Raw genomic sequence first — 25,909 nt, forward strand, 5'->3', positions numbered from 1 at the left:
TGCGCGTTGCGCGTTGCGCGTTGCGCGTTGCGCGTTGCGCGTTGCGCGTTGCGCGTTGCGCGTTCGGCGCGCCGAGCGTAGGGCCGGGGGCGGGCCCGGTGCGAGCGGATTTTCCGCCCCCGGCGGCGCCGCGTCCCGGCAGGATGTCCCCATGCGCGAGCCCGACACCGACTGGATCACCGTCGCCGCCTACGAGAACCTGCCCGGCCGCCTCACCCCGTGGGCCGCCGTCCGCGCTTGACTGCGCGACCGGGGCATCGACTGGATGCCGTTCGCCACGAACTCGGTGCGCTGGGGCCTGACCTGTGGGATCGGCCCGGACGGCCACTGGCGCGGCTGGTTCGACGTCCAGGTCTCGGCCGATGCCCTGCGCCCGCTGGGGCTCCACCCCGAGCAGCCCACCGCCGCCGTCGATGGGCCCTCCCCGCCCGGCTGGTGGCACGCCGAGGCCGAGCGCCGCGCCCACCGCTGAGCTCAGCGGTCCACCCCGAACCGCACCGCCTCGGCGCGGGAGCGGGAGGCGGCGTCCAGCAGCAGCACCGAGGAGGCCTCGGGCGTCGGCAGCGGCCCGCCGGCGCGCACGTGCCGGGTGAAGGCGTCCAACAGCCGTTCCAGGCCGCGGTGGTGGCGGGCGAACACCCGGCTGGAGGAGTGCCGGCCGCGGGCTCGCTGGCCGTCCAGCGCCGTGGCCGCGCCGACGTCCAGCAGCACCAGGTGCAGTTCGCGACCGCGACGGCCGGCCTCCCGGGCCAGCCAGCGCCGCATCCAGGCGCGGCTGCCGCAGTCGTGCACCAGCAGCGGCCCGCCGCGCCGCACCGAGGAGCGCAGCAGCCGGAAGTGCTCCAGCCGGGCCCACGGCCGGTAGACCGCGTACGGCAGGCTCGCCGGCATCACCGCCTCGCAGGCCTCGTGCACGGTCCGCGGGTCCACCGCGCGCACCGCCGTCCCGGACCACCGGCGCAGCAGCGTGCTCTTCCCGGCGCCCGGCAGGCCGGACACGACCACGACGGCGTCCGCCGGGTAGGCCACGACGAACCCTGCCCCGGCCTCGCCCCGCAGGTCGACCACCGCGTGCGGCACCACCACCGCGTCCACCCTGCCGCCCACCGTTTCCCCCGTTTCCCCCGTTTCCCCCGTTTCCGTCCGACCGGGAACCCTAACAACTGCGCGCGGCGGCCCCACGTCAACCCCCGGCCCTCGTCAACCCCCGGCCCGCGCCGTCACCCGCGCGCCGGGGGCTGCTCCCGGCGATGGTGCCCAGGCGCCGTGTCCGGTCCGGCGGCCCGGTCCGCGCCCCCGCCCGGCCGACGGTGCTCCGGTGGCTCCGGGCGACCGCGGTGCGCTCCCGGGCCGCCCGTCCACTAGGCTGACGCACCGTCAGACGGGAGGCGGGTCATGGCGGATGTGGCTTCGACGTACACCGGGCTGGTGCTGGACGGGCTGGCGCGGGACCCGGGGCGGGTGGCGGTCCGGTCCGGGGTTGCCGGGGAGTCCGCGCTGACCGGGCAGGACTGCCTGGACGCGGTCCACCGCACGGCCCGGGCGCTGGAGCGGGTCGGGCTGGGGCGCGGGGACGGGGTGACGGTGCTGGCCGGGAACCGGCCGGAGGCGCTGCTGGTGCGGCTCGCCGCGAACCTGCTGGGCTGCCGGGTGGCGATGCCGTTCCCGGACGGGCCGGTGGCGGAGCAGGTGGCGCTGGCGGAGTTCGCCGGGACCTCGGCGCTGGTCTTCGACCCCCTGCGCTGCTCGCCCGCGGCCGCCGGGGTCGCGCGTGCCGTGCCCGGGGCCGCCCTGCTGTCCCTCGGCCCGGTGCCGCTCGGGCTCGGCGAGGACCTGCTGGGGCTCGCCGCCGACTGTTCCGCCGCCCCGTTCGCCCCCCGGTACGGGCCCGAGGACGTGATGGCGGTGCGGTTCACCGGCGGCACCACGGGACGGCCGAAGGGCGTGCTGCGGCGCTTCGCGCGGCCGCCGCGCCCGCTGCTGCCGGCCGGTTCGACGTTCCTGCTGTGCACGCCGCTCTGCCACGGCGGCGGCACGACCGCCGACCTCGCGCTGGCGGCGGGCGGCACCGTGGTGCTGCAGGAGGGCTTCGAGGCCGGGGCCGTGCTGGCGGCGGTCGAGCGGTTCCGGGTGTCCCGGATGTACCTGCCGCCGCACCTGTTGTACCGGCTGCTGGACCATCCCCTGCTGCCCGCGACCGACACCGGCAGCCTGCGCCGTATCGGCTACACCGGCTGCCCGCCCTCGCCCCGGCGGCTGGCGGAGGCGACCCGGCGGCTGGGCCGGGTGCTGCACCAGACCTACAGCCTGACGGAGTGCGGGCCGGTCGCCCGGCTGAGCCCGGACGAGCACCTGGACCCCCGGCTGCTGGTCACCGCCGGGCGCCCGTACCCGGACACCGGGGTGCGTGTCCTGGACGAGGACGGGGCGGAGCTGCCCCCGGGGCGGACCGGGGAGATCTGCGTCCGTACGCCGACGGCGATGGTCGGCTACTGGCGCGACCTGGAGTCCACCGCCGCGATGCTGCGGGACGGCTGGCTGCACACCGGTGACCTGGGCAGCCTGGACGCCGCCGGCTACCTGACGGTGGCGGGGCGGCGGGATCCGATGGCGATCGTCGAGGGGCACAATGTGTTCCCCCGCGAGGTCGAGGAGCCGCTGCGCGCCCACCCGGACGTCCACGAGGCGGTGATGTTCACGACCACCGACCCGGACCGGCTGGAGCGGGTCCACGCCGCGGTGGCCCTCGCGGAGGGGTCCCGGACGACGGCCGGGCAACTGCGGCGCTGGAGCCGGGAGCACGGCGGCACGCGGTGCGCGCCGGACACCGTCCTCCTGCTGCCCGCCATCCCGCTGAACGGCCTCGGGAAGCCGGACCTCGGCCTCCTGCGCGCCCTGGCGGCCGACCGCGGCCGACCCGGCAACCGGAACGGCCCGACCGGCGGCAGCGGCCGGACCGCCGCCACGGCAGGGGCGCGCGAGGGGGCGTGACACGCCCCGGCCGTGCTTCGAGCGCCCAAGCGGGCCACCGCTCGCCCGGCACCCGGCGGGAAGAACCGTCCGTGGGCACTCGACCGTGCGGGCCCGCCTGCCGATACATCCCCGGCAGCGTTCCCCGCACCGTCCCCCAGGAGGCACTACCTTGACCTGGCTACGCGTCCTGACCGCACTGGGCATCCTCGCCGTGGCGGCCAGTGCCCTGCTCGTCTTCGCCCTGTGCACCTCCGCGTCGCGCGGAGAGCGCGCCGCGGAGGAGACACCGCCCGACCTCCGTTCGGACGCCGAGAACAGCGGCCTCTTCCGGCGGATGGGCGACGACGACTGACACCGTCCGCCGCCGTCGCCCGGAAGCCGTCTCCCCGAAACCGGCGCCCGGCCACCGGAAGCCGGCAGCCCGTGACCTGGCGACCGGAAGCCGACGACCCGTGACCCGGCCACCGGAAGCCGACGACCCGTGACCCGGCGACCGGAAGCCGGACCCCGGTCAGTGCCCCGCGATGTCGTCCGGGCGCACCTCGATGTGGTCGGCCGCGAGGTCGACCGCGACCCGGTGCTCCATCCCCAGCGCCTCCAGGAACTTGACCGGCAGCTGCACCCGGCCGGTGCGGTCCAGCATCACGTACTCGCGCTCGTTGACCGACTCCTCGCCGTGCTCGTCCGTCACGGTGCGGCGCAGCACCTCGCTGCTGGTCCGGCCGTCCCGGATGGCGACGGTGCGGCGCACCTCGCCCGCGACCATCGGGTCGTGGGTGACGATGACGACGGTGGCGCCGAGTTCGCGGTTGACGGTGCGGAAGGACTCGAAGATCACCCCGGCGGTCTCGGAGTCCAGCTCACCGGTGGGCTCGTCGGCGAGCAGCACCGGCGGGTTGTTGGCCATCGCCACCGCGATCGCCACCCGCTGCTGCTGGCCGCCCGAGAGTTCGTTGGGCTTGCGGTGGGCGAGCTCGCCGATCTCCAGCGCCTCCATCAACTCGGCCACCCGGGCCGCCTGCCGCTTCGCGCCGGTGGCGCCCGACCGGCGGCCGCGCAACTGCATGGGCAGGGCGATGTTCTCGGCGGCGGTGAGGAAGGGCAGCAGGTTGCGCGCGGTCTGCTGCCAGATGAAGCCGACCACCTCGCGCCGGTAGCGCAGCCGTTCCTTGACGGACATCTCCAGCAGGTCGCAGCCGGCCACGGTGGCGGTGCCGGCGGTCGGCACGTCCAGCCCGGCGAGGATGGTGAGCAGGGTCGACTTGCCGCTGCCGGAGGCGCCGACCAGGGCGACCAAGTCGCCCTGCCGGATGGTCAGTTCCAGGCCCTGGAGCGCCTGGACCTCGACGCCCTCGGCACTGAAGATCCGCACCAGCCGGTCGCAGACGATGGCCGCGCCCTCGCCGTAGGCCTTGGGCGAGGCCGCGGCAAGCGCCCGCTGCCGGAGTTCCTGCAGGCTGGGGGCCTCGACGACCGTCTGCCCCTGGGGGGTGCTGTTCACCGCTCGTCTCCTGTCTCGACTGTGTGCTTCATCGTGCCGGTTCCCACGGCCCCGGCGGCGTTCGCCGGTGTCACGAAGCGGTCCGCCGCCGCGGCCCGTGGCAGCGTTTCCCGTGCCACCGCTTCGCGTGTCATTGCTTCGTGTGTCATTGCTTCGCGTGTCATTGCTTCGCGTGTCAACGCCACGTGTGTCATTGCTGCTCCCCCGCGCGCAGTTCGGTGGCGATCTGCCGCCGGCCGGCGACCAGCGTCTCCGCCACCACCCCGAGGCCGACCAGCAGGGCCAGGCCCGCGGTGGGCAGCAGCACCGGCATCAGCGCGGGTTGCAGGGCGTCGCCGACCTTGGCGCCGACCAGGGTGGAGATGTCGAACGCGGGCCCGAGCAGGGCGACCGCGGCCGCGGCGACCAGGCCGCCGCCGACGGCTGCCGCCAGGGTCTGCGGGAGTGCCTCGGCGACGATCAGCGCCAGCCCCTGCCGGGGCCGCAGGCCCATCGTCCGCAGCCGGGCCAGCACCGCCGTGCGGTCGGGCGCGGCCCGGAACAGCGTCAACAGGACGGCGAGCAGGGCGAATCCGCCGCCGGCGGCGGCCGCGTACCAGAACAGCCGGCCGGCGGCGTGCTGCAGCGGGTCGTCGGCGAGGTCCGCGGCGGTCTCCCGGCTGCTGTGCACGGTGTATCCCGCGGGCAGGCCGTGGGTGGCCTTGCCGGCGGCCGCGGCCTCGTCCGCGATCAGCTTGGCCATGCCCGTCGGCTGGGTCACGCCGCCGTCCCTGAGGACCGCCCGGACCTGCTCGGGGTCGGGGTCGCCGACCGCGAACCACTTGTTCACCCGGCCGAGTTCCGGCAGGCGTTCGGTGGCGGGGCCGGCCGGCAGCACGATGAACGGCTTGCCCGGGTCCGGCAGCGCGGGGGTCGCGGCGACCGTCCCGGCGACGGTGGTGCGCACCTGGTTCCCGCTGGGCACGCGGACCTGGGGATCGCCGGCGGCCAGGCGCGCGGCCAGGTCGCGGCTGAACAGCGCGGGCACCGCGGTGTCCGGGCTGCCGGGCGCCCCGGCCAGCTTCGCCGGGTCGAACTCGCCGCGCCCGGTGGTCCGGGCGATCTCGGCGTACGCCGTCGGCTCGGCGACCACCAGGTAGGCCTCGGTGGACTGCTTGTCGGCGCCGATGAACAGGGCCTTGCCCTCGACCCGGATCCCGGTCGCGGCGCGGACCCCGGGCAGGGCACCGGCGGCCTTGGTGAACGACTCGGACAGGGTGGCGTACTCCGGAATCGCCACCGAGGCGTCCCCGCCGGTGGCGATGCGGGCGGCACGCGTCCGGACGTGGTCCACGGTGTCGAGCACGGTGGCACCGAAGCCGGCCGTGGTGACGGCGATCAGCAGGGCGAGCAGCGGAAGCGCGGAGGGGCGCCGCCGGCCCGAGTTGTCACGGGCCGCCCGGGCGAGGCCGAGGAAGCCGATCAGGCCCCGGCCGCGACCGGTCAGCGCGGCCAGCCAGCCGACCACCACCGGTTCGATCCGGGCCAGCAGCAGCCCGCCGGTGACGGCGAGCAGCAGCGGGGCGGCCACCAGCAGCGGGTCCACGCCGACGCCGGAGTGTCCGACCCCGCGGCGCCGGACCTCGGCCACGGCCGCGGCGGTCACGGCCAGGACGGCGAGTTCGCCGATCGCCCGGCGCCAGCCGCCGACCGTACGGCGGCGCGACCACAGCAGGGCCGCCCGGGCCGGGAAGGCCAGCAGCGCGAGCAGGGCCGCGACGAGGGCCGCCAGGACGGCGTACTCCCACCGGGGGGTGGGCAGCAGCACCAGGGCGAGGGCCGTCCCGAGCACGGCGGCCGGCAGGACCGTGGCCGCACCCTCGCCGAGCAGGCGCAGCAGCACGCCGCCGCGCGAGCCGCCGCGGGCCTGGAGCAGCCGGATCTCGGCGGTGCGCCGGTCGGTGGTCAGGGCCGCGGCCAGGAACAGCACCACCACGGCGACCCCGGCGACACCCGCCGGGCCGATCGCGCTGAGCGGCATGGCGGCCTGGTAGCGGGCGTCCGCCCGGGTGAGCAGGTCGGACAGGTTGGAGGTGGTGTGCAGGTCCGCGCGCTTGGTGGCGTCGACCAGGTCCGAGGCGCCGCGTCCGGTCTGGAAGGACGCGAGGGTGGCGCGGGTGTGGTCGAGCTGGTCGGCGCGCAGCGAGGAGGCCTCGACCGGCAGGCGCCAGAAGTTGTCGCCGCCCGAGCCCCAGAGCGCCAGCGCGGCGATGCTTCCGCTGTCGACGAAGCCGGTGGTCTGCCACCAGTTGGTGCCACCGGGCCCTATGTGCAGGCAGGCCCGGGCCGGGCAGCCGAGGTCGTCCCAGAACGGGTCCAGCGGGTCGTTGACGCGGTAGAAGCCGGTCACCACGCTGTTCGCCCCGGTGCCCGGTCCGCCGGCGCCGTTGTCGACGGTGTCGCCGAGCTTGATGCCGACGGTCGCCGCGGCCTTCTCGCTGACCACGATCGGCAGCGGGGCGCCGACCGCCGCCGGGGCGGGCCCGGGCCAGGTCCCGGCGGTCAGGGTGACCCGGTCGGCCAGGCCGTGCAGGTAGAGCAGGGAGATCGTCGGCGCGGCGTTGTCGGACAGCCGGGCGTAGCCCGGGTTGTTCATCCTGGCCTCGGTCTGCGCCTTGGTGCCGTAGGCCTCGCCGGGCCGGGACAGCGTCAGTTCCCGGCCGATCCGTGCGGTGATCTGCTCGCGCGCGGTGTCCAGCCCGGCGGCGGTGTCGCCCGTCCGGGTCTTGGTGGCCGTCTGCAGGCTGGTCAGGTTCAGGCCCTGGTGGCTCACGTAGTCCCGCAGGGCGGCGTCCGCGCCCCGGTCCGCGACGCGGGGGAAGGCCGCCGCCAGGAAGACCGTCACCAGGGTGAGGGCCGCCATCAGCAGCGCCGCCGCGGGGTTGGCGCGCAACCTGGTGCGGACCCAGCTCGCGGGCCGGTGGGCGGAGGCGGGGGTGGGCACGGGGGTGCCGGCCTTGGTGGTCACATCTCCTCCACGAGGCGCAGCCGGGCGGCCACGTTCCGACGACGGCGTCCGACGAGGAAGGCGGACAGCAGCGGGACGACGGCGATCGCGGCGGTGAGCAGGAGCGCCTGGCCCAGCGGCAGTTCGACCACTGCCTCGGGTAGCGGCCGGTGCGCGGCGGAGGTCAGCACGACGAACGGCACGATCAGGTGGACGAGCAGCGCCCCGAGGCCGAGTCCGACGGCTCCGCCGAGGGCGGCCAGGATGGCCGGCTCGGCCGTGGTGGTACGGGACACCGTCCGGCGGGGCGCGCCCAGGGCGAGCAGCAGGGCGGCGTCCTGGGAGCGCTGACGGGCGGAGCCGGCCACGGCGGCGCCGAAGCCGATCGCCGCGAGGAGGGCGGTGACGACCGCGATGGCCGTCAGCGCGCTCTGCGGGGCGGCGCCGACCGGGTCGCTGAGGAAGCCCTCGGCCACCTCGTCGTACAGCCGGACGTCCTGCGCTCCGGGGGCCGCGCGGAGGGCCGAGGCCGCCTGCGCCGGGGTGTGGTCGTCCGGGCCGGTGGCGGGCAGCCACCACTCGGCGTTGTTGGCGACCGTGCCGTGCTGGACGAGCAGCGCCCGCGCGGTGGTGGCCAGGTCGATCACGACCGCGTTGCGGCCCGCCACCGGCAGGGCCTCGACGGCGGCGGTGACCTTGATCGGGAGGGTGGCCCCGCCGAACGGCACCCGCACGGTGTCGCCGACCGAGGAGCCGATGGCCTTCAGGTAGTCACGGGTGGCGACACCCGGCACGGTGGCCGGTGCGCCGGCCTTGCCGCCGCTCCGGGCCCCCCAGGAGATGCCGGCCGGCAGCGGGACGGCCGTCGTGGGCCCGGCCTCGGTGTCGGAGACGGCCAGTGAGCGGAACGCGGTGTCGAGGTCGGTCTTGCTCCTGGCGGCGGCGGTCGCCCCGACGACGGTCAGGGGTGCGGCGACGGAGCCCAGCGGGGCGTCGACCAGTGTGCTCAGCGAGGCCGAGCCGCGCAGGCCGCCGTCGGTCGGGACGCCGTTGAACGGGAGCTTGTAGACGATGCCGAAGCGGTCCCGGACGAGGAGCGTCACCCGCAGGGACGGCTCGGTGGACGGGAACCCGGTCGAGTCGGTCGCGAGCTCGGCGTCGATCCGCAGCGGGTGACCGGGCACCGGCACCCCGTCCGGCGCACCGGCCGGGGCCGGAAGGGCGAGCGGACGGAACAGCTCGTCCCGGGTGTGCCCGTCCAGCAGGTCCTCGCGCACCGGGACGCGGTCGGCGAAGGCGGCGGTGTCCAGGGCGAGCACCTGTCCGGTACCGGAGGGCAGTTGCTGCTCCTCGCGCACCACGGGGACCAGCCGGTCGCCGCCGGGCAGGGCGCCGAAGCGGCCGGCCTGGCCCATCAGCGAACTGTGCGAGGCGGAGATGCGCAGGCCGCCGAGCGTGGTGAAGGCGGCCTGGTCCCGCTGGGAGACGTTCCAGGTGGCCTGCTGTCCGAGGGCGAGGACGCCGGTGGCGACGGCCATCACGAGCAGCAGCACCGGGCCGGTGGCACGGGCGGGTTGACGGGCCAGCTGCCAGCCGACCATGGCCGGGCCGAGGCCCCGGCCGCCGGCGGCGACCCGGGCGCCCAGCCGGGCGGCGAGCGGCAGCAGGCGCAGCACCACCAGGGTGCCCGCGCACAGTGCCAGGGTCGGGGTGGCGACCAGCAGGAGGTCGACGCCGAGCTTGCCCGAGGAGTCGGTGGACAGCCCGCCCCCGTACTGGCTCAGTTGCTGGTAAGCGAGGGCGGCCAGGACCAGCAGGGCGAGGTCGCCGCCGTTGCGCGCGATGCCGGAGACCACGGCCTGGCGGCTTCCGGCCCGGCGGCGCAGGGCCGCGCCGGCGCCGCGCAGCAGGCTGGGCACGGCGGCCAGCACGATGCAGGCGAGGGCGCAGAGCAGGGCGACGGGCCAGAGCGTCCAGCTGATGCCGGTGTCCAGGGCGACCTGGTGGGCCCTGCCGAGGCCGGCCAGGACGCGGACCAGGAAGGGGGTGAGCAGCGGGGCGAACAGTGCCGCGGGTGTTGCGAGCAGCACCAGTTCCAGGGCGGTGAAGCCACCGAGCCTGGCACCGGAGGCGCCGCGGGCCGCGAGCAGTTCGTTCTCCCACTCCTGACGGGAGGAGATCAGCCGGACGACCAGCAGCAGGGCCGCGGCGGCGAGGACGGCCAGTTGGAGCGCGCCGATCAGCAGGGTGGACCGGGCGACCATCATGCTCGCCGACAACTCGCGCATGACGTCTGCCAGTTCGGTCGTCACACCGAGCGAGGCGGCCTTCCGCAGGTCTGCGGTGAGGCCCGGGGCACGGTCGCCGATGGCCTGGGCGGTGTCCCGGTCGACGCCCGTGAAGTCCGCGTCGAGCAGCCAGCCGCGACTGCTCTGCAGCAGACCGCCCGCGGTGAAGGCGCTCTGGTCGACCATCATCGGGCCGAAGGTGGTGAAGCCGCCGACCTCGACCTCGTGGCCGCCGACCGGGTCGATCCGCCAGTACGGGGCGAAGGGGTCGACGGCCCGGTAGGCGCCGGTGACCCGGACGGTCAGCGGCTTGCCGTCGAACCGGTCGGTGAGGCGGACCTCGGCGGGCAGCGCCTGCTCGGTCAGGCCGAGCCGGCCCAGCATGCTCTGCGGGACGGCGACCTGCGGGCCGGTGGCGCCGACGGGTGCGGTGGCGGCGCCCGGCCACGCCCCGGCGACCAGCCGGACGCGGTCGCGGTCGAGGTCCGCGAGGACCGTCAGGTCCACCTTGGCATCGGCGGCCTGACCGGCCGTCCCGCCGGCTGCCGGCGTTCCCGGCGCCGCTCCGGGCGCCGTTCCTGCCGCGTCGGCCCCTCCCGCCGCACCGGCCGCGGTGCTGCCGGGCAGGCCGTAGGAACGGCTGCGCAGCAGGCTGTCGGTGCGCACGGGCAGGTCGCCGAACAGCTTCTGCCGGTAGGAGGCGAGCGCCTCCTCGTCCTTCTGCCGCTGGTCGAGCCCGTGTTCGGCGGTCACCACCACCGTGGTCCGGGCGTGGCCGGGACCCTGCAGTGCCTGCCGCAGGCCGGCCTGGCCGACGCTGCTGTTGAAGGTCACCAGGGCGGTGAGCACCGCCGTGGTGATCAGCACCGTCAGCAGGACGGCGGCAGCCAGCGGCAGTCGCCCGCGCAGTCGGCGCACGACGAAGCCGAGCATCAAGTTCCTCCCCCGGATCGCGTCCCCGGTAGCGTCCACCGGCACCGCCCATCGACCCGATCCGGACACAAATCGGCCACGGATGGACACATCGAGAGCACACCGACGCATTGAACACCGGCATTCGATCACCGGATAGCGGACGATGCTGTCAGATTCGATCCAGGAACGGAAGGGACTTGCGCGAATCAAGTAAGCAGTGAGCAAATTCCTTTCATTGGTAGCATCCCGGCCGAGGATGTGCCGTTGAAATGCCATGAACACTTCAGAACTCCGGCTCCACCGCGTTCCCACGGCCGCGGACTCCGCCTTCCCGGATTCCCGTCCCGGAACGTGAACCGGCGGAGCCACCGCATCCGTGGATACCGGATAGGACCGGGTCGCCACGCCCACAGGGGGACGCCGCATGACACAGGATCAGGCCGCCACCGCGACCGTCACGACCACCGAACCGATGGTGGCCGTGACCGACCTCCGGCGCAGCTTCGGCACCGGCGAGCGGACCGTGCACGCCCTGCGCGGCGTCTCCTTCACCGTCGGGCGCGGCGAACTCGCCGCACTCAAGGGCCGGTCCGGCTCCGGCAAGACCACCCTGCTCAACCTGGTCGGCGGCCTGGACTCGCCGACCAGCGGCAGCATCTCCCTCGACGGCATCGACCTCGCCGGGCTCGACGAGGACGGCCGGCTCGCCCTGCGGCGGGAGCGGATCGGCTTCGTCTTCCAGTCCTTCGGGCTGATCCCGATGCTCACGGCCGCCGAGAACGTCGGCGTGCCGATGCGGCTGCGCAAGGTCGCGGCCGCCGAGCGCGAGGAGCGTGCGCACACCCTGCTCGCCCTGGTCGGGCTGGCCGACCACGCCAACCAGCGCCCCGGCGAGCTCTCCGGCGGCCAGCAGCAGCGCGTCGCCATCGCCCGCGCGCTGGCCAACGAGCCCGGCCTGATCATCGCCGACGAGCCCACCGGCCAGCTGGACTCCGAGACCGGCCGCTCGATCATGGAGCTGCTGCGCGCGGTGGTGCGCAGCGAGGGTGTGACCGTGCTGGTCGCCACCCACGACCCGACGCTGATGGGGCTCGCCGACCGCGTGATCGAGCTGCGTGACGGGCGGGTCGTCGAGGAACAGTCGGCCGGGCAGGCCGCCTGACGGCAGCCGGCCGCGCGGCAGGTGGGCGTGGGGTGGGTGGGCGTGGGGTGGGTGGGTGCGGGGACGCCGAGCGCCTCCCCGCACCCGCCCACCGGCACGTCACGGGCCTTCTGCCGGCGGAACTCCGGTGGCGGTGACCGCCACCGCGAAAGGTGCACCGCGAAAGGTGCACGGCGAAAGGTGCACGGCGAGCCGCGCACTGCGGGCCGCGCACCGCTGAACGTGCACCGCGAGCCGGGGGAAATCCGATCCGGGTTCCCCGCGGCGCGCGGTCAGCGCTTTCCCGATTCGGGAGAAACCGGCGGGGCTCCCGTCGGCACGGGAATTCGACGTCGGGAAACGACGATCGAAATGTGACCCCACGTCCTTTTCCGGCGGTCCACGACGGCACCGATCTCGACCACCGCACCGGACCTCATTGCCGGCGGCACCGGCGGCACCGGCTGGGGTCGGCGCGACGCGGAGCGGCCCGCCCCGGGAAGGTTCGCCGACGATTGTCCGGGCATTCCGGGGCGGGTTCCGGGGCGGTCCCGGAACCCGCCCCGGAAACACGATTGTGGTGGCCGGCGCAGCCGACCACCACAATCGTCATCTCATCCTTCGGACTCCCGGGGGGTGGGTCCTCAGACCGCCGGGAAGATCTCCGCGTCCGGCTTCAGCAGCTGGCCCGGCTTCGGCGCGGTGCCGTCCACCAGGTAGCGGGTGACCAGGTCGTTCAGCGCCTTGCTGCGGCCGACGGCGCAGTGCTCGATGGAGTCGACGCTGACCAGCACCGCGTTGCCCAGCTCCTGCTGCATCTGCTGGGCGAACTTGTACTGGGTCGCCGGGTCGTAGAGGTTGCCGATGACCATCACGGTGTTGGAGGTCTTCTTGTTCCACGGGCCGGAGAAGCGCTCGGCGTCCCGGGCCGGGGCCGGCCAGCTCGCGCACGCGGGCGCGTCGAAGGCCTGGTAGCGGCCGAAGGTCGGCGACTCCTGCTCCCAGGTCTTGGCCACGTTCGCGAACACCCGGTCGTTCGACGGGTACGGCTTGTCCTGGCAGTTGACGCCCATGTAGGAGTCGTCGGCGGTGTACTCGGAGTCCGCCGGGGCCTCCCGCAGCGCCCGCGGCACGTTCACCGACAGGAGGTTGGCGTCCTCCTCCGCGACGTTCGCCTTCGGAGCCAGCAGGGTGGCGGCGTTCGGCTTCTGCAGCACCTGGTAGGTGGCCTGCAGCGACTTGGCCAGCGGGGCCAGCTTGGCCTGCGAGTACAGGGCGCTGGCGACCTCGCTGGTGAAGCTGCTCAGCGTCACCTTGGAGCCGTTCGGCAGCGTGATCGGGCTGGTCCGCAGGTGGTCGCGGAGCCCGTCGAACTTGGCCCGGGTGTCGCCCTCGCCGAAAGCGCAGCGCGGGGCGCCGGCCGCCTGGCAGCGCTTCAGGAACTCGTCCAGGGCGAGCTCGAAGCCGCCCGCGCGCTGGCGGTCGTACTCCAGGCCGTTGTGCAGGCGCAGGTTCGGGTCGACGTTGCCGTCGATGATGATCGCGCGGACCTTGTTCGGGTACATGTTGGCGTACGTCGAACCGATCAGGGTGCCGTAGGAGAAGCCGGCGAAGCTGAGCTGGGCGTCACCGACGGCGCGGCGCATCCGGTCGAGGTCGCGCACCACGTTGATCGTCGACATGTGCTCGATCAGCGGGCCCGCGTTCTTGCTGCACGCGTCCGTGTAGTCCTGGTCCGCGTCCAGCGTCTCGTTGACCTCGGCCTTGGTGACCGGGACGCCGACCATGCGGTTGTTGACCGCGTCGGCATCCTCCTGGGTCTTGAAGCACTTGAGCGGGTTGCTCCGGGCCACACCGCGGGGGTCGAAGCCGATCAGGTCGAACTTGGACTGCACCTCGGGGCCGAAGCGGCTGGTCGTCGCCCACAGGTAGCCGCTGCCGCCCGGGCCGCCCGGGTTGAGGAACAGCGAGCCGATCCGCTTCGACGGGTCGCTCGCCCGGCGCCGCATCATCGCGATGCCGACCTTCTCGCCCGACGGGTTGTCGTAGTCCAGCGGCACGGGGTAGACGGCGCAGTCGTAGATGCCCGGGTCCGGCTTGCTCGGGTCGGGGTTGCACGGGGCCCAGGCGACGGGGTCGACCTTCGCCTCGGCCAGGCCCGGGGCCCGGTCGATCGGCGCCGCCGAGGCGGCGACGGCGGAACCGGTGACAAGGGCGAGAGCGCAGGCGACTGCTCCGGCCGTCGTGGATATGCGGGACAAGGAACCTCCTCGGTACTGAAAAGGGCTGCCCCAGCCTGTCAGCCGGAGATCTCCGTGTGAAGACCTCGGGACCGCAGAATTGTCCGCACTCCATGCCGAAAACAACGGAATATTCTGTGAATGAACCAACTTGACGGTTCATTGACCTGACGGCCAATCATTAGCGGGTCGTTCTGACTCCCGCTCATCCCGGACTGACGCACCGTCGGCCAGGCCGCGGGCCGCCGACGCGACCCACGGCCGGCGCCGCTGCTGCGCGATCGGCTTCGACAAGCCGTCCTCGGCAGCCACCTGGTGGACGGCGTTCGGGCACGGCGGGCCGACCAGGTCCTCGATCCGCTCGAAGCGGCGCCCCCCGACCGGGGCGAGCCGCTCCATCCGGACCCGCATCGACTCCGGCCCGTGGTCACCGACGCCGTCCGCAGGCCCGCCCGCTTCTCCCGGGCGCACTTGACGAGAGATCTGATTAGGCGCCATATTACTTCTCGTGACGCAGCACTCCGAGTTCGACCCCGGCGCACCCACCCTCGACCAGGCCCGCCGCCAGATCGCCCGCTACGGCCTCGCGGCCGACCCGCAGGCGGTCCTGGTCGCGGCCCGACTGATGGCGGCGGGGGCCAGGATCGGACAGGCCGGCGAGGTGCACTTCGGCCGCTTCGGGCTCTCCACCGGCCGCTACCGACTGCTGGCCGACCTGGAGGACCACGGCGGCGAGAAGTCGCCGTCCCAGCTCGCGGCGAGCCTGGGCGTCTCCCGCGCGACCGTGACCGGCCTGGTCGACGGCCTGGAGCGGGAGGGTCTGGTGGCCCGCCGCCCGTCCACCGAGGACGGGCGCGGCAACGTGGTGATCCTCACCGCGCGCGGCGCCGACCGGCTGCGCGAGCTGGCACCCGAGCACTTCGCCCGGATGCAGGCGCTGGTCGGCGGCCTCTCCGTCGAGGAGCGCACCACCTTCCTCGACCTGCTGGCCCGGGTGGTCGCGGGCGTCGACGCGTTCACCGCGGACTGACCGCGGGGCCGTCCGCGACCCGACCTCGAACCTGGCACCCCCACCGCCACACCCCACCGGGCGGGCCGCAGCCGGCCCGCCTTCCCTTCGCCCCAATAGTTAGGTACCTAAGCACAAATACTTAGGTACCTAACCAGAAACCACCGGAACCACGGCAACCCGAACGTGAGGACAACCCCATGAGCAAGAAGGCTCCCGGCGCTCCGCCGCCGTTCGTCCTGTGGCGCGAGGTCCTGGTCGCCTACGTCATGCCCGCCGCGATGGCCGGCCTCGGCGGGGCGGTCACCCGGCAACACGAGCTGGTGGTCGCCGCACTCACCACCATCGGCGGCACCTCGGCCCTGGTGGCCGCCGCGCTCGGCGGCGTCCTGCGCGGGCGCCCCGTCCACCCCCGGCCCGCCCGGACCCCGCGCGCCCTCGCGGCAGCCGTCCTCGGCCTGATCGCCGCCGCCCTCGCCCTCGGCGTCGGCCTCGCCGCCGCGCACTGGCTCCCGCACCTCCCGGCCCTCGCCGACAGCCCCTGGCCGAAGCGGCTGCCGGTCGACCTGCCGGTCTCCGCCGCCATCGCCGCCACCATCACCACCTGGCACTGGCGCGCCAGCCGACGCACGCCCCGCGAACCGCAGCACCGACTCCACTCCGCACCGCAACCCGAAAGGCAGACGTCATGATCGTCATCATGGGCGCCGCCGGCGCCACCGGCGGCGCCACCCTGCGCAGCCTCTCCGCCCTCGGCGCCCCGAGCCGCGCGCTCAGCCGCGACCCCGGCCGGCTCGCCGCCTCACTGGACGGGCGGACCCTCGCCCGGACCGAGCCGTTCCGGGCCGACGCCGCCGATCCGGCGTCCCTCCGGGCGGCCTTCCGCGGCGCCCGCCAGCTCTTCCTCACCATGGCCAACAGCCCGGACCAGGTCCGGTACGAGCTGGCGGCGATCGACGCGGCGCTCGACTGCGGGGTGGAGCACGTCGTCAAGGTCTCCGCGCCCGCCGCCGAGCCGGACTCCCCCGTGGCCGTCTCCCGCGGCCACCACCTGATCGAGGAGCGCCTGCGGTCCTCCGGCGTCACCACCACCGTCCTGCGCCCGTACGCGTTCATGCAGAAGCTGCTGCTGCTGGCCCCCGGCATCGCCGCCGCCGGGGTGGTGCACGGCGCGACGGGGCAGGCCCGCTGCAACTACGTGGACGTCCGGGACGTCGGCGACCTCGCCGCCGACGTCCTCACCCGCCCGGAGCTGGCGGGCGGCACCTACCCGCTCACCGGCGGGCGGGCGTACAGCCACCCGGAGCTCACCGCGCTGCTGGGAGAGCTGCTCGGCCGGCCGGTCCGCTACGTCGACCTCGCCCCGGCCGGGCTGCACGCCCATCTGGTCGAACGTGCCGGGATGCCGGACTGGCTCGCCGCCCACGTGGTGGAGATCCAGCAGCTCGCCGTGGTGCGCCGGGAGACGCCCGACGGCGCCTTCACCGACGCCACGGGGCGCAGCCCCCGTACCCTGGAAGCGTTCCTCCGGGAGCACCTGCACGCCTTCGGCTGACCGTCCCGACCCTCGTGGCGGGCCCGGGCCGACCGGGGCCGCAGGGCCGAAAGAGTGCCGGAAACGGCCGAAACACCGGGCCCGCCACCCGAAGGGAGCAGTATTCGCTGTGGTGTGGATCACGATCGGAAATCCGGCCTGACGATCCGTCAGTTCGACTGACTCATCGTCACATCGGAGCAACACCGCCTCAGTTGTCGACTGACGGATCGTCAGATTCGGCCGCCCCCGGCGGAGTTGGGCCGCGCAACGACCCACCCGCCGACGGAGAACCGGAGCTACCATCGGTTGGGTTGTCCGCTCCGGCCCCGGAGTGGGGTCACCCGGTCCGGCGAGTGCTCCCACCGCCCCCAAGGGCCGGGCATCGGTCGGAACGGGGCGAGGACGAGGAGCGCACGGGCTGCCATGACAGCTGAACCGATCGAGCCGAACGAACCGAGCCGGCCGCACCGGCCCGCCGCGCCGCCGCACGCCCTGTTCCCGGGCCGCCCGGCCGCTGCACCGCGCACCCTGGTGGACCTCCTGGAGGCCACCGTGCGCGCCCACCCCGACGAGCCCGCCCTGGACGACGGCCGCACCGTGCTCGGCTACCGCGCGCTGGCGGCCGAGGTCGACCGGCTGCGCCGCCGGCTGGCCGCCGCCGGGATCGGCCCGGGCGACCGGGTCGGCGTGCGGGTGCCCTCCGGAACCAACGACCTGTACGTCTCGATCCTCGCCGTGCTCGCCGCCGGCGCCGCCTACGTCCCGGTGGACGCGGAGGACCCGGACGAACGCGCCGACCTGGTCTTCGGCGAGGCCGGGGTCGCCGGTGTGATCGGCGCCGGCCTCGTCCTCACCACCACGGCCGAGCGCGCTCCGGCCCCCGGGCACCGCCCCACCCCCGCCGACGACGCCTGGATCATCTTCACCTCCGGCTCCACCGGAAAGCCCAAGGGCGTCGCCGTCACCCACCGCAACGCCGCCGCCTTCGTGGACGCCGAGGCCGCGCTCTTCCTCCAGGACGAGCCGATCGGCCCGGGCGACCGGGTGATGGCCGGGCTGTCGGTGGCCTTCGACGCCTCCTGCGAGGAGATGTGGCTGGCCTGGCGGCACGGCGCCTGCCTGGTGCCCGTCCCCCGCGCCCAGGTCCGCAGCGGCGCCGACCTCGGGCCCTGGCTCGCCGAGCAGGAGATCACCGTGGTCTCCACCGTGCCGACCCTGGCCGCCCTGTGGCCCGCCGAGGCGCTCAACGAGGTGCGGCTGCTGATCTTCGGCGGCGAGGCCTGCCCGCCCGAGCTGGTGCAGCGCCTGGTCACCGAGGGCCGCGAGGTGTGGAACACCTACGGCCCGACCGAGGCCACCGTGGTCGCCTGCGCCGCCCTGCTGAGCGGTGAGGGCCCGGTGCGGATCGGCCTCCCGCTCGACGGCTGGGACCTCGCCGTGGTGGACGAGGCCGGCGCTCCGGTCGCCCCCGGCGGCACCGGCCAGCTGGTGATCGGCGGGGTCGGTCTGGCCCGCTACCTCGACCCGGAGAAGGACGCCGAGAAGTACGCGCCGCTGCCCTCGCTGGGCTGGGAGCGCGCCTACCGCAGCGGAGACCTCGTCCAGGCCGACCCGGCCGGCCTGCTCTTCCTCGGACGCACCGACGAGCAGATCAAGCTGGGCGGCCGCCGGATCGAGCTCGGCGAGGTCGACGCGGCGCTGCAGGCCCTGCCCGGCGTGGCGGGCGCGGCCGCCGCCGTCCGGACCGCGCGCGGCGGCAACCAGCTGCTGGTCGGCTACCTGGTGGTGCAGGACGGCTTCGACCGCGAGCAGGCCGTCGAGCGGCTGCGCGCCGAGCTGCCCGCCGCCCTGGTCCCGCTGCTCACGACCGTGGAGACCCTGCCCACCCGCACCTCCGGCAAGGTCGACCGCAACGCCCTGCCCTGGCCGCTGCCCGAGCTGGAGTCCGCCGGGCCGAGCGAGCAGCTGTACGGCACCGAGGCCTGGCTGGCCGAGCAGTGGTCCGAGATCCTCGGCATCACCGTCGGCGGCCCGCGCGACGACTTCTTCGCGATCGGCGGCGGCAGCCTGGCCGCCGCCCGGCTGACCACCCTGCTGCGCACCCGCTACCCGAGCGCGGCCGTCCTCGACATCTACCAGCACCCGACGCTGCGCAAGCTCGCCCGGCACCTGGAGCGCACCGCTCCCGACCGCACCGAGGCCCGCACCGTCACCCTGGTGCCGACCAGGGCCAAGCTGCTGCAGCTGCTCCTGCTGGTCCCGCTGTTCACCGTGGTCGGCCTGCGCTGGACGGTCGCCCTGCTGGCCGCCGGCAACCTGCTCACCCACCTCGGGGACTACCCGTGGGCGCCCACCGCCTCCTGGTGGTGGGTCGGCGCGGGCGCCCTGGCGCTGTACACCCCGGCGGGCCGGCTGGCCGTCGCGGCGGGCGGCGCACGGCTGCTGCTGCGCGGCGTGCGCCCCGGCAGCCACCCGCGCGGCGGCGCCGTGCACCTGCGACTGTGGACCGCCGAACGGCTCGCCGAACTCAGCGGCGCGGACTCGCTGTCCGGCGCCTGGCTGGTGCGCTTCGCCCGCGCGCTGGGCTGCAAGGTCGCGCCCGAGGTGGACCTGCACTCGCTGCCGCCGGTCACCGGGATGCTGAAGCTGGGCCGCGGCTGCGCGGTCGAGGCCGAGGTGGACCTGTGCGGCTACTGGCTGGACGGCGACCGGCTGCTGATCGGCCAGGTCAAGGTCGGCTCCGGCGCCGTGGTCGGCACCCGCTCGACGCTGCTGCCCGGTGCCCGGATCGGCAAGCACGCCCAGGTGGTGGCCGGCTCCAGCGTCACCGGCCAGGTGCCGACCGGCCAGCGCTGGGGCGGCGCGCCCGCCGTCAAGCTGGGCCGCGCCGAGCGCACCTGGCCCAAGGACCGCCCGGTGCGCCGGGCCCGCTGGGCCTCGCTGTACGGGGCGAGCGGTGCCGTGCTCGGCCTGCTCCCGGCGCTGCCCGCCGTGGCCGCGCTCGCCGTGCTGTCCCGCTTCGTCCAGCAGGGCGACGCCCTCGGCCCGGCGCTCGGCGGCGCACTGCTCGGCCTGCTGCCCGCGACCCTCGCGTACGGCGCGGTGTACGCGGCGCAGCTGCTGGTGCTGGTCCGGCTGCTGAGCATCGGCCTGGCGCCCGGAGTGCACCCGCTGCACGGCCGGGTCGGCTGGCAGGCGTGGACGGTCACCCAGCTGATGGACCGGGCCCGGGAGGTGCTGTTCCCGCTGTACGCCGGGCTGGTCACCCCGCTGTGGCTGCGGGCGCTGGGGATGCGGATCGGCCGCGGCGCCGAGGTGTCGACGGTGCTCGCGCTGCCCAGCCTGACCACCGTCGGCGACGGCGCGTTCCTGGCCGACGACACCCTGATCGCCCCGTACGAGCTGGGCGGCGGCTGGGTGCGGCTCGGCGAGGCGAAGGTCGGCGAGCGGGCGTTCCTCGGGAACTCGGGGATGACCGCGCCGGGCCGGTCGGTACCCAAGCGCGGCCTGGTGGGCGTGCTGTCGGCGACGCCGGCGAAGGCGAAGAAGGGCAGCTCGTACCTGGGCATGCCGCCGGTGCGGCTGCCGCGCGCGGCGGACCGGGCCGACCAGAGCCTGACCTACGAGCCGCCGGCCCGGCTGCTGTGGGCGCGCGGGCTGGTCGAGCTGGCCCGGGTGGTGCCGGTGCTGGCCTCGGGCGCGCTGGGACTGCTGACGGTGGCGGCGCTGTCCTGGCTGGCGGCCGGCTCGCCGCTGACCGCCGCGCTGCTGTCGGGCCTGGTGCTGCTGGGCGCCGGTGCGCTGGCCTGCCTGGTCGCGGTGGCGGCGAAGTGGCTGCTGGTCGGGCGGTTCCGGGCGGTGGAGCACCCGCTGTGGAGCGGGTTCGTGTGGCGCAACGAGCTGGCGGACACCTTCGTGGAGATGCTGGCGGTGCCGTGGCTGGTCGGCGCGGTGCCGGGCACGCCGGTGCTGAACCTGTGGCTGCGGGCGCTCGGCGCGAAGGTCGGGAGCGGCGTCTGGTGCGAGAGCTACTGGCTGCCGGAGGCGGACCTGGTCACCCTCGGCGACGGGGTCAGCATCAACCGGGGCTGCGTCGTGCAGACCCACCTCTTCCACGACCGGATCATGCGGATGGATACTGTGGTCCTCCGCGAGGGCGCCACCCTGGGCCCGGGCGGCATCGTGCTGCCCGGCAGCACGGTGGGCGCGCGCAGTACGCTGGGCCCGGCCTCGCTGGTGATGCGTGCCGAGTCCGTCCCCGCCGACACGCGGTGGCTGGGCAACCCCATCGAGGTGTGGCAGACCACGTCGTGACCACCCCGTCGACCACCCGTCCCGGCCCGCAGGAAGCGCTCGTCCCCGTGAAGTCCAAGCACGCCCCCGCGGCCGCCGGCGCCCCGGACCCGTATTTCCCGAACAGCGGCGACCACCGCTACCGGGTGCACCGCTACGAGCTGGCGCTGGACTACCGGCCCGGTCCCAACCGGCTGACCGGATCGGCCCGGCTGAGCGCGGTGGCGGACGCGGTGCTGGCCGAGTTCGCGCTCGACCTGGCCGAGTTCCGGATCGGACGGGTCCTGGTCGACGGCCGGGTCGCCCGCTACACCCACCGCGGCGGCAAGCTGCGGATCCGCCCGGCGAAGCCGCTCGCGGCGGGCGCGGCGTTCACCGTCGAGGTGCACTACACCGGCAACCCGCGCCCGGTGCGCAGCCCGTGGGGCGGCCTGGGCTGGGAGGAGCTGACCGAGGGCGCGCTGGTGGCCAGCCAGCCGGTCGGCGCGCCGTCCTGGTTCCCGTGCAACGACCGGCCCGCCGACAAGGCGACCTACCAGATCGCCGTCACCACGCCGTCGCCGTTCACCGTGGTCGCGAGCGGCCGGCTGCTGACCCGCACGACCCGGGCGTCCAGCACCACCTGGGTGTACGAGCAGAGCGCGCCGACCTCCACATACCTGGTGACGGTGTCCATCGGCCACTACCGGCCGGTGCCGCTGGCCGCCCGGCCGGCCGTGCCGCAGACCGGGTACGTGCCGGAGCGGCTGGCCACCGGGTTCGCCCGGGACTTCGCCCGGCAGCCCGAGATGACGGCCTACTTCGGCGAGGTCTTCGGGCCGTACCCGTTCGGCGAGTACGCGGTCGTCCTCGCCGACGAGGACCTGGACGTGCCGGTGGAGGCGCAGGGCCTCGCCACCTTCGGCGCCAACCACCTCGGCGGCGGCTGGGAGCGCGAGCGGCTGATCGCCCACGAGCTGGCCCACCAGTGGTTCGGCAACAGCGTGACGATCGCCGACTGGCGGCACATCTGGCTCAACGAGGGCTTCGCCAAGTACGCGGAGTGGCTCTGGTCCGAGCACACGGGCGGCCCTGCCGCGGCCACCCGTGCCGCCGCCGCGCACACCCTGCTGGCCGGGCAGCCGCAGGACCTGGTCCTCGGCCACCCCGGCCGGAAGCTGATGTTCGACGACCGGCTGTACCAGCGCGGCGGTCTCGTCGTGCACGCCCTGCGGCGGGCCCTGGGCGACGACGCTTTCTTCGCGATGCTGCGGGACTGGACGGGCATCAACCGGCACGGTGTGGTCGACACCGCCGACCTCCGGGCGCACGCCTCCCGGTACACCTCCACGCCGCTCGGCCCGCTCTTCGAGGCCTGGCTGGAACGGCCGGAACTGCCGCCGCTGCCGGGCTGAGCGGCCGGACGAGCAGCCGGTCGGGCGGCCGGAAAACCGGTCGGGGCCGGCGCCGGGCTGGGCTACTGTCCGTCACATGTCGATGAGTTCAGAAGCCCACATGACCGGCCTGCCCGACGAACTGCTGCCGACCACCCGCCGCGCCCTGCTGCACCTCCTCGCGGTCGCCCAGTCCGAGGGGCGCACTCCCTCGATGGTCGCCGGCGTGGTGCGCGGCGGGCGGCTGGTGTGGAGCGGCGCCCGCAGCATGGTCGACGGCCACGCGCCGACCCCGGACGTCCAGTACCGGATCGGCTCGCTCACCAAGACCTTCGTCGCCGTCCTGGTGCTGCGGCTGCGCGACGAGGGCCTGCTCGACCTCGCCGACCCGCTCGGCCGCCACCTGCCCGGCACCGCGGCCGACGGCGCGACGATCGCCCACCTGCTCTCGCACTCCTCGGGGCTCGCCGCCGAGACCCCCGGCCCGTGGTGGGAGCGGACCGACGGCTCCCTGCGGCCCGCCCTCGACGACGTCCTGGAGACCGGCCGGCCCGTCAAACACCCGGCCGGACGCCGCCTCCACTACTCCAACCCCGGCTACGCGCTGCTCGGCGCGCTGGTGGAGAAGGTGCGCGGTGAGCACTGGGGCGAGGTGCTACGCCGCGAGGTGCTGGCGCCGCTCGGCATGGACCGCACCACGCTGCTGCCCCGACACCCGCACGCCGGGGGCTTCGCCGTCCACCCGTGGGCCGACGTCATGCTGCCCGAGCCGCTCACCGACACCGGCCTGATGGGCCCGGCCGGCCAACTCTGGTCCACCGGCGCCGACCTGGCCCGCTGGGCGGCCTTCCTCGCCGCCGGCGACGACAAGGTGCTGCCCGCCGACACCCTCGCCGAGATGCGCCGCCCCGCCGTCGCCCCGGATGACGCCGGGTGGACCACCGCCTTCGGCCTCGGCCTGCAACTGCGCCGCCACGAGGGCCGGTTGCTGTACGGGCACACCGGCTCGATGCCCGGCTTCACGGCCGGCCTGTGGATCAGCGAGACCGACGGACTCGCCGCGTTCGCCCTCTCCAACGCCACCAGCGGCGGCAACGCCCCGCAGCTCGCCGCCGGATTGATCACCCTCACCGCCGACCACGAGCCCCCGCTGCCCGAGCCCTGGCGCCCGCTGCCCGAGGCCGACGAGGACCTGCTGGAGCTCACCGGCCCCTGGTACTGGGGCGCCGCGCCGAACACCCTGCGGCTGCGGGCCGACCGCGTCCTGGAACTCTCCCAGCTCGCCTCGACCGGCCGCGGCTCGCGCTTCCGGCCCGAGCCGGACGGCACCTGGACCGGCCTCGACAACTACTACGCGGGCGAGACCCTGCGGGTGGTCCGCAAGGCCGACGGCACGGTCAGCCACCTCGACGTCGGCTCCTTCGTCTACACCCGGGAACCGTACGGTCCGGCCGACGCCGTCCCGGGCGGCGTCGGCCCGGAGGGCTGGCACTCCATGTGACCGGGGCTGCACCGGTGAACCGGGGTGACTCAGGTGACCGGGGTGAACCGGGTGACCGGGGTGTCTCAGGTGACCGGGGTGACCCTGACCCGGTGAGTCCGGTGAGTCCGGTGACCGAGGTAGCCCGGTGAGTCCGGTGACCCGGGTGGGGCGGGCCCGACGGCGGGGGCGTACGGTGCAGCCGTACGCCCCCGTTGTCCACCCCCTGCGAACGAGCGCCCGGTGCCCGGCAGGTGACCGGCAAGCCACGGGTGGTCCCATTCAACAGGTGCACATCTGCGCTCCGCCGCGCCGCAACGTGGATGCCAACCGGCTCGGAGAGACATACCGAGACCGGTTCGCGTCCATGCCCGAACCACCTGCGGACCGGGACGGTGCCCTGGCGATCCTCGGCACCGCCGATCGTGCTGCCCTGGAGGGTCCGCCATGACCACCGTCCCCACGTACGCTCCGTCCGCAGTCGCCCCCACCCACGACGCCCCGGCGGTCCCCGCCCCCCGCCACCGGCCCGCCCCGGCCGTCGTCCCCACGCCCGCCCCGGCCGCCTACACCGTCTCCCTCGCCCGCGACGAGGACGACGTGCGGGCCGCCCAGCGGCTGCGCCACCAGGTGTTCGCCGCCGAGCTCGGCGCCGTCCTGCACAGCCCGGTCGCAGGCCTGGACGTCGACCCGTTCGACGAGCACTGCGACCACCTCCTGGTCCGTGAGGGCGAGCACGGCACCGTCGTCGGCACCTACCGGCTGCTGCGCCCCGAGGCCGCCCGCCGCGCCGGACGGCTGTACTCCGAGGGCGAGTTCGACCTCTCCGCCCTGGCGCCGGTCCGCCCCGGCCTGGTCGAGCTGGGACGCTCCTGCATCCACCCGGACCACCGGGGCAACGGCGCCGTCATCAACCTGATGTGGGGCGGCATCGCCCGCTACCTCGCCGACACCGGCAACACCTGGGTCGGCGGCTGCTGCTCGATCGGCCTGGAGGACGGCGGCGCCACCGCCGCCCGGGTCTGGGACACCGTCAGCGCCAAGCACCTGGCCCCCGCCGAGTACCGGGTCGCCCCGCGCCACCGCTGGGACGCCACCGGTGTGCCGCGCGCCGAGCGGGGCCCGCTGCCGGCGCTGCTCCGCGGCTACCTGCGGCTCGGCGCCTGGGTCTGCGGCGAGCCCGCGTACGACCCGGACTTCGACTGCGCCGACCTGTACGTGCTGCTCTCGCTGGAGCGCACCGACCCGCGCTACCTGCGGCACTTCCTCTCCGGGCTGCCCGGCCTGGGCTCCGCGTCGTGAGCGTCTGGCTGCCCACGGCGACCTGCCGGCCCGAGACCTGCCTCGCCGACCCCGCCCCGGAGGTCTCCCACCCCCGGCGGGCGCTGCGGCTGACGGCCTGCCTGGCGGCGGTGGTGGCCGGCGTCGTGCTCAGCCCGCCGGTCCGGCTGCTTCCGTACGGGGGGCGGGAGCGGCTGATCCGGCTCTGGGCGCGCGTCCTGCTGCGCACCCTCGGCGTGACCGTCCACCTCGCCGGGCCCGGCGCCCGGCCCGCCGGCGCGGGCGGCGGCGGGGTGCTCGTGGTGGCCAACCACGTGTCCTGGCTGGACATCCCACTGCTCGCCGCCGGCCGGCCGGGCCGCTCACTGGCCAAGACCGAGGTCCGGCGGTGGCCGGTGCTCGGCCCGCTGGTCGCCTGGGGCGGCACCGTCTTCCTGGACCGCGACCGGCTGCGGACACTGCCCGACACCGTCGCGGAGGTCGCCGAGGAGCTGCGCTCCGGACACCCGGTGATCGTCTTCCCGGAGGGCTCGACCTGGTGCGGGCGGGAGAGCGGGCGGTTCCGCCCCGCGCTGTTCCAGGCCGCGGTGGAGGCCGGGGCCTTCGTCCAGCCGGTGACGATCCGCTACCGGCTGGCGGACGGGCGGCCGACCAGTGTCCCAGCCTTCGTCGGGGACGACGGCCTGCTCACCTCGCTCGCCCGGGTGGTCGCGGCGCGCGGGCTGGTCGCCGACGTGACGTTCCTGCCGCCGATCCCGCCGCCCGCCCCGCGGGCCACCCGGTCCGGCGCGCGGCGCGAACTGGCCCGCGCGGCGCAGGCGGCGGTCGAGGGCATCCACTGACCGGCCGCCACCACGGCGGCCGGGCCGGCCCGGTCGACCCCGGCCGGTCA

17 protein-coding genes are annotated in these 25,909 nt (G+C 75.1%); 12 read left to right on the forward strand and 5 right to left on the reverse strand.

Going from position 1 to position 25,909, the window contains the following annotated elements; genetic code table 11:
• Nucleotides 1-265 precede the first annotated feature (265 nt).
• On the forward strand, nt 266-472 hold the full coding sequence (locus tag ACFV04_RS16780; RefSeq protein WP_380347094.1) for a hypothetical protein: 207 nt from the start codon (nt 266-268) through the stop codon (nt 470-472).
• A 2-nt stretch (nt 473-474) separates the two neighbouring features.
• On the opposite strand, the gene ACFV04_RS16785 is transcribed toward ACFV04_RS16780, so the two are convergent.
• On the reverse strand, nt 475-1,107 hold the full coding sequence (locus ACFV04_RS16785; protein ID WP_380529750.1) for an AAA family ATPase: 633 nt from the start codon (nt 1,105-1,107) through the stop codon (nt 475-477).
• 288 nt (nt 1,108-1,395) lie between these two features.
• On the opposite strand from ACFV04_RS16785, the gene ACFV04_RS16790 reads away from it, so the two are divergent.
• Together ACFV04_RS16790 and ACFV04_RS16795 are read left to right on the forward strand one after the other, a co-directional pair.
• Nucleotides 1,396-2,991, forward strand: a complete 1,596-nt coding sequence (locus ACFV04_RS16790) for an AMP-binding protein (RefSeq protein WP_380529752.1) — start codon at nt 1,396-1,398, stop codon at nt 2,989-2,991.
• Nucleotides 2,992-3,142: 151 nt separating this feature from the next.
• Nucleotides 3,143-3,325: a hypothetical protein gene (locus ACFV04_RS16795; RefSeq protein ID WP_360255514.1), complete on the forward strand. Its 183-nt coding sequence runs from the start codon at nt 3,143-3,145 to the stop codon at nt 3,323-3,325.
• A gap of 159 nt (nt 3,326-3,484) precedes the next feature.
• On the opposite strand, the gene ACFV04_RS16800 is transcribed toward ACFV04_RS16795, so the two are convergent.
• From ACFV04_RS16800 to ACFV04_RS16810, 3 genes are all read right to left on the reverse strand, one after another.
• Nucleotides 3,485-4,474: an ABC transporter ATP-binding protein gene (locus tag ACFV04_RS16800; RefSeq protein WP_380347097.1), complete on the reverse strand. Its 990-nt coding sequence runs from the start codon at nt 4,472-4,474 to the stop codon at nt 3,485-3,487.
• Nucleotides 4,475-4,664: 190 nt separating this feature from the next.
• Entirely contained in the window at nt 4,665-7,481 is a 2,817-nt protein-coding gene (locus tag ACFV04_RS16805) for a hypothetical protein (protein ID WP_380529755.1), read from the reverse strand.
• Nucleotides 7,478-10,681: an FtsX-like permease family protein gene (locus ACFV04_RS16810; protein ID WP_380529757.1), complete on the reverse strand. Its 3,204-nt coding sequence runs from the start codon at nt 10,679-10,681 to the stop codon at nt 7,478-7,480. Before ACFV04_RS16810 ends, ACFV04_RS16805 begins: the two co-directional genes overlap by 4 nt.
• A 406-nt stretch (nt 10,682-11,087) precedes the next feature.
• On the opposite strand from ACFV04_RS16810, the gene ACFV04_RS16815 reads away from it, so the two are divergent.
• Nucleotides 11,088-11,825 carry an ABC transporter ATP-binding protein gene (locus tag ACFV04_RS16815; RefSeq protein WP_380529759.1) on the forward strand — a complete coding sequence of 246 codons (738 nt, stop codon included), beginning with the start codon at nt 11,088-11,090 and terminating at the stop codon, nt 11,823-11,825.
• A gap of 623 nt (nt 11,826-12,448) precedes the next feature.
• On the opposite strand, the gene ACFV04_RS16820 is transcribed toward ACFV04_RS16815, so the two are convergent.
• Nucleotides 12,449-14,065 (reverse strand): alpha/beta hydrolase, encoded by a 1,617-nt coding sequence (locus ACFV04_RS16820; protein ID WP_380347103.1) that lies wholly within the window; start codon nt 14,063-14,065, stop codon nt 12,449-12,451.
• Nucleotides 14,066-14,552: 487 nt separating this feature from the next.
• On the opposite strand from ACFV04_RS16820, the gene ACFV04_RS16825 reads away from it, so the two are divergent.
• The 8 genes from ACFV04_RS16825 (at nt 14,553) to ACFV04_RS16860 (ending at nt 25,859) form a co-directional block, all read left to right on the forward strand.
• Nucleotides 14,553-15,074 carry a MarR family transcriptional regulator gene (locus tag ACFV04_RS16825; protein ID WP_360255533.1) on the forward strand — a complete coding sequence of 174 codons (522 nt, stop codon included), beginning with the start codon at nt 14,553-14,555 and terminating at the stop codon, nt 15,072-15,074.
• Nucleotides 15,075-15,253: 179 nt separating this feature from the next.
• Nucleotides 15,254-15,745 (forward strand): hypothetical protein, encoded by a 492-nt coding sequence (locus ACFV04_RS16830; RefSeq protein WP_380529762.1) that lies wholly within the window; start codon nt 15,254-15,256, stop codon nt 15,743-15,745.
• A complete protein-coding gene (locus ACFV04_RS16835) occupies nt 15,742-16,608 on the forward strand; it encodes an NmrA family NAD(P)-binding protein (RefSeq protein WP_380347105.1) in 867 nt (288 codons plus the stop codon). The genes ACFV04_RS16830 and ACFV04_RS16835 overlap by 4 nt, the downstream gene beginning before the upstream one ends.
• 405 nt (nt 16,609-17,013) lie before the next feature.
• Complete coding sequence (locus ACFV04_RS16840) at nt 17,014-20,904, forward strand: Pls/PosA family non-ribosomal peptide synthetase (protein ID WP_380529764.1); 3,891 nt, start codon at nt 17,014-17,016, stop codon at nt 20,902-20,904.
• Between the two features lie 47 nt (nt 20,905-20,951).
• Nucleotides 20,952-22,277 (forward strand): M1 family metallopeptidase, encoded by a 1,326-nt coding sequence (locus ACFV04_RS16845; RefSeq protein WP_380529798.1) that lies wholly within the window; start codon nt 20,952-20,954, stop codon nt 22,275-22,277.
• A 100-nt stretch (nt 22,278-22,377) separates the two neighbouring features.
• Nucleotides 22,378-23,757, forward strand: coding sequence for a serine hydrolase domain-containing protein (locus ACFV04_RS16850; RefSeq protein ID WP_380529799.1), 1,380 nt, complete (start codon nt 22,378-22,380; stop codon nt 23,755-23,757).
• Between the two features lie 426 nt (nt 23,758-24,183).
• Nucleotides 24,184-25,038: a GNAT family N-acetyltransferase gene (locus ACFV04_RS16855; protein WP_380347107.1), complete on the forward strand. Its 855-nt coding sequence runs from the start codon at nt 24,184-24,186 to the stop codon at nt 25,036-25,038.
• Nucleotides 25,035-25,859 carry a lysophospholipid acyltransferase family protein gene (locus ACFV04_RS16860; RefSeq protein WP_380347109.1) on the forward strand — a complete coding sequence of 275 codons (825 nt, stop codon included), beginning with the start codon at nt 25,035-25,037 and terminating at the stop codon, nt 25,857-25,859. Before ACFV04_RS16855 ends, ACFV04_RS16860 begins: the two co-directional genes overlap by 4 nt.
• Nucleotides 25,860-25,909 lie beyond the last annotated feature (50 nt).

The organism is Kitasatospora sp. NPDC059599 (genome assembly GCF_042735125.1).
Classification (GTDB): domain Bacteria; phylum Actinomycetota; class Actinomycetes; order Streptomycetales; family Streptomycetaceae; genus Kitasatospora.

Coding starts and splice junctions, on each gene's coding strand:
- ACFV04_RS16780 (WP_380347094.1), top strand. CDS start 266: ATGCCGTTCGCCACGAACTCGGTGCGCTGGGGCCTGACCTGTGGGATC.
- ACFV04_RS16790 (WP_380529752.1), top strand. CDS start 1,396: ATGGCGGATGTGGCTTCGACGTACACCGGGCTGGTGCTGGACGGGCTG.
- ACFV04_RS16810 (WP_380529757.1), bottom strand. CDS start 10,681: ATGCTCGGCTTCGTCGTGCGCCGACTGCGCGGGCGACTGCCGCTGGCT.
- ACFV04_RS16815 (WP_380529759.1), top strand. CDS start 11,088: ATGACACAGGATCAGGCCGCCACCGCGACCGTCACGACCACCGAACCG.
- ACFV04_RS16830 (WP_380529762.1), top strand. CDS start 15,254: ATGAGCAAGAAGGCTCCCGGCGCTCCGCCGCCGTTCGTCCTGTGGCGC.
- ACFV04_RS16835 (WP_380347105.1), top strand. CDS start 15,742: ATGATCGTCATCATGGGCGCCGCCGGCGCCACCGGCGGCGCCACCCTG.
- ACFV04_RS16840 (WP_380529764.1), top strand. CDS start 17,014: ATGACAGCTGAACCGATCGAGCCGAACGAACCGAGCCGGCCGCACCGG.
- ACFV04_RS16850 (WP_380529799.1), top strand. CDS start 22,378: ATGACCGGCCTGCCCGACGAACTGCTGCCGACCACCCGCCGCGCCCTG.
- ACFV04_RS16855 (WP_380347107.1), top strand. CDS start 24,184: ATGACCACCGTCCCCACGTACGCTCCGTCCGCAGTCGCCCCCACCCAC.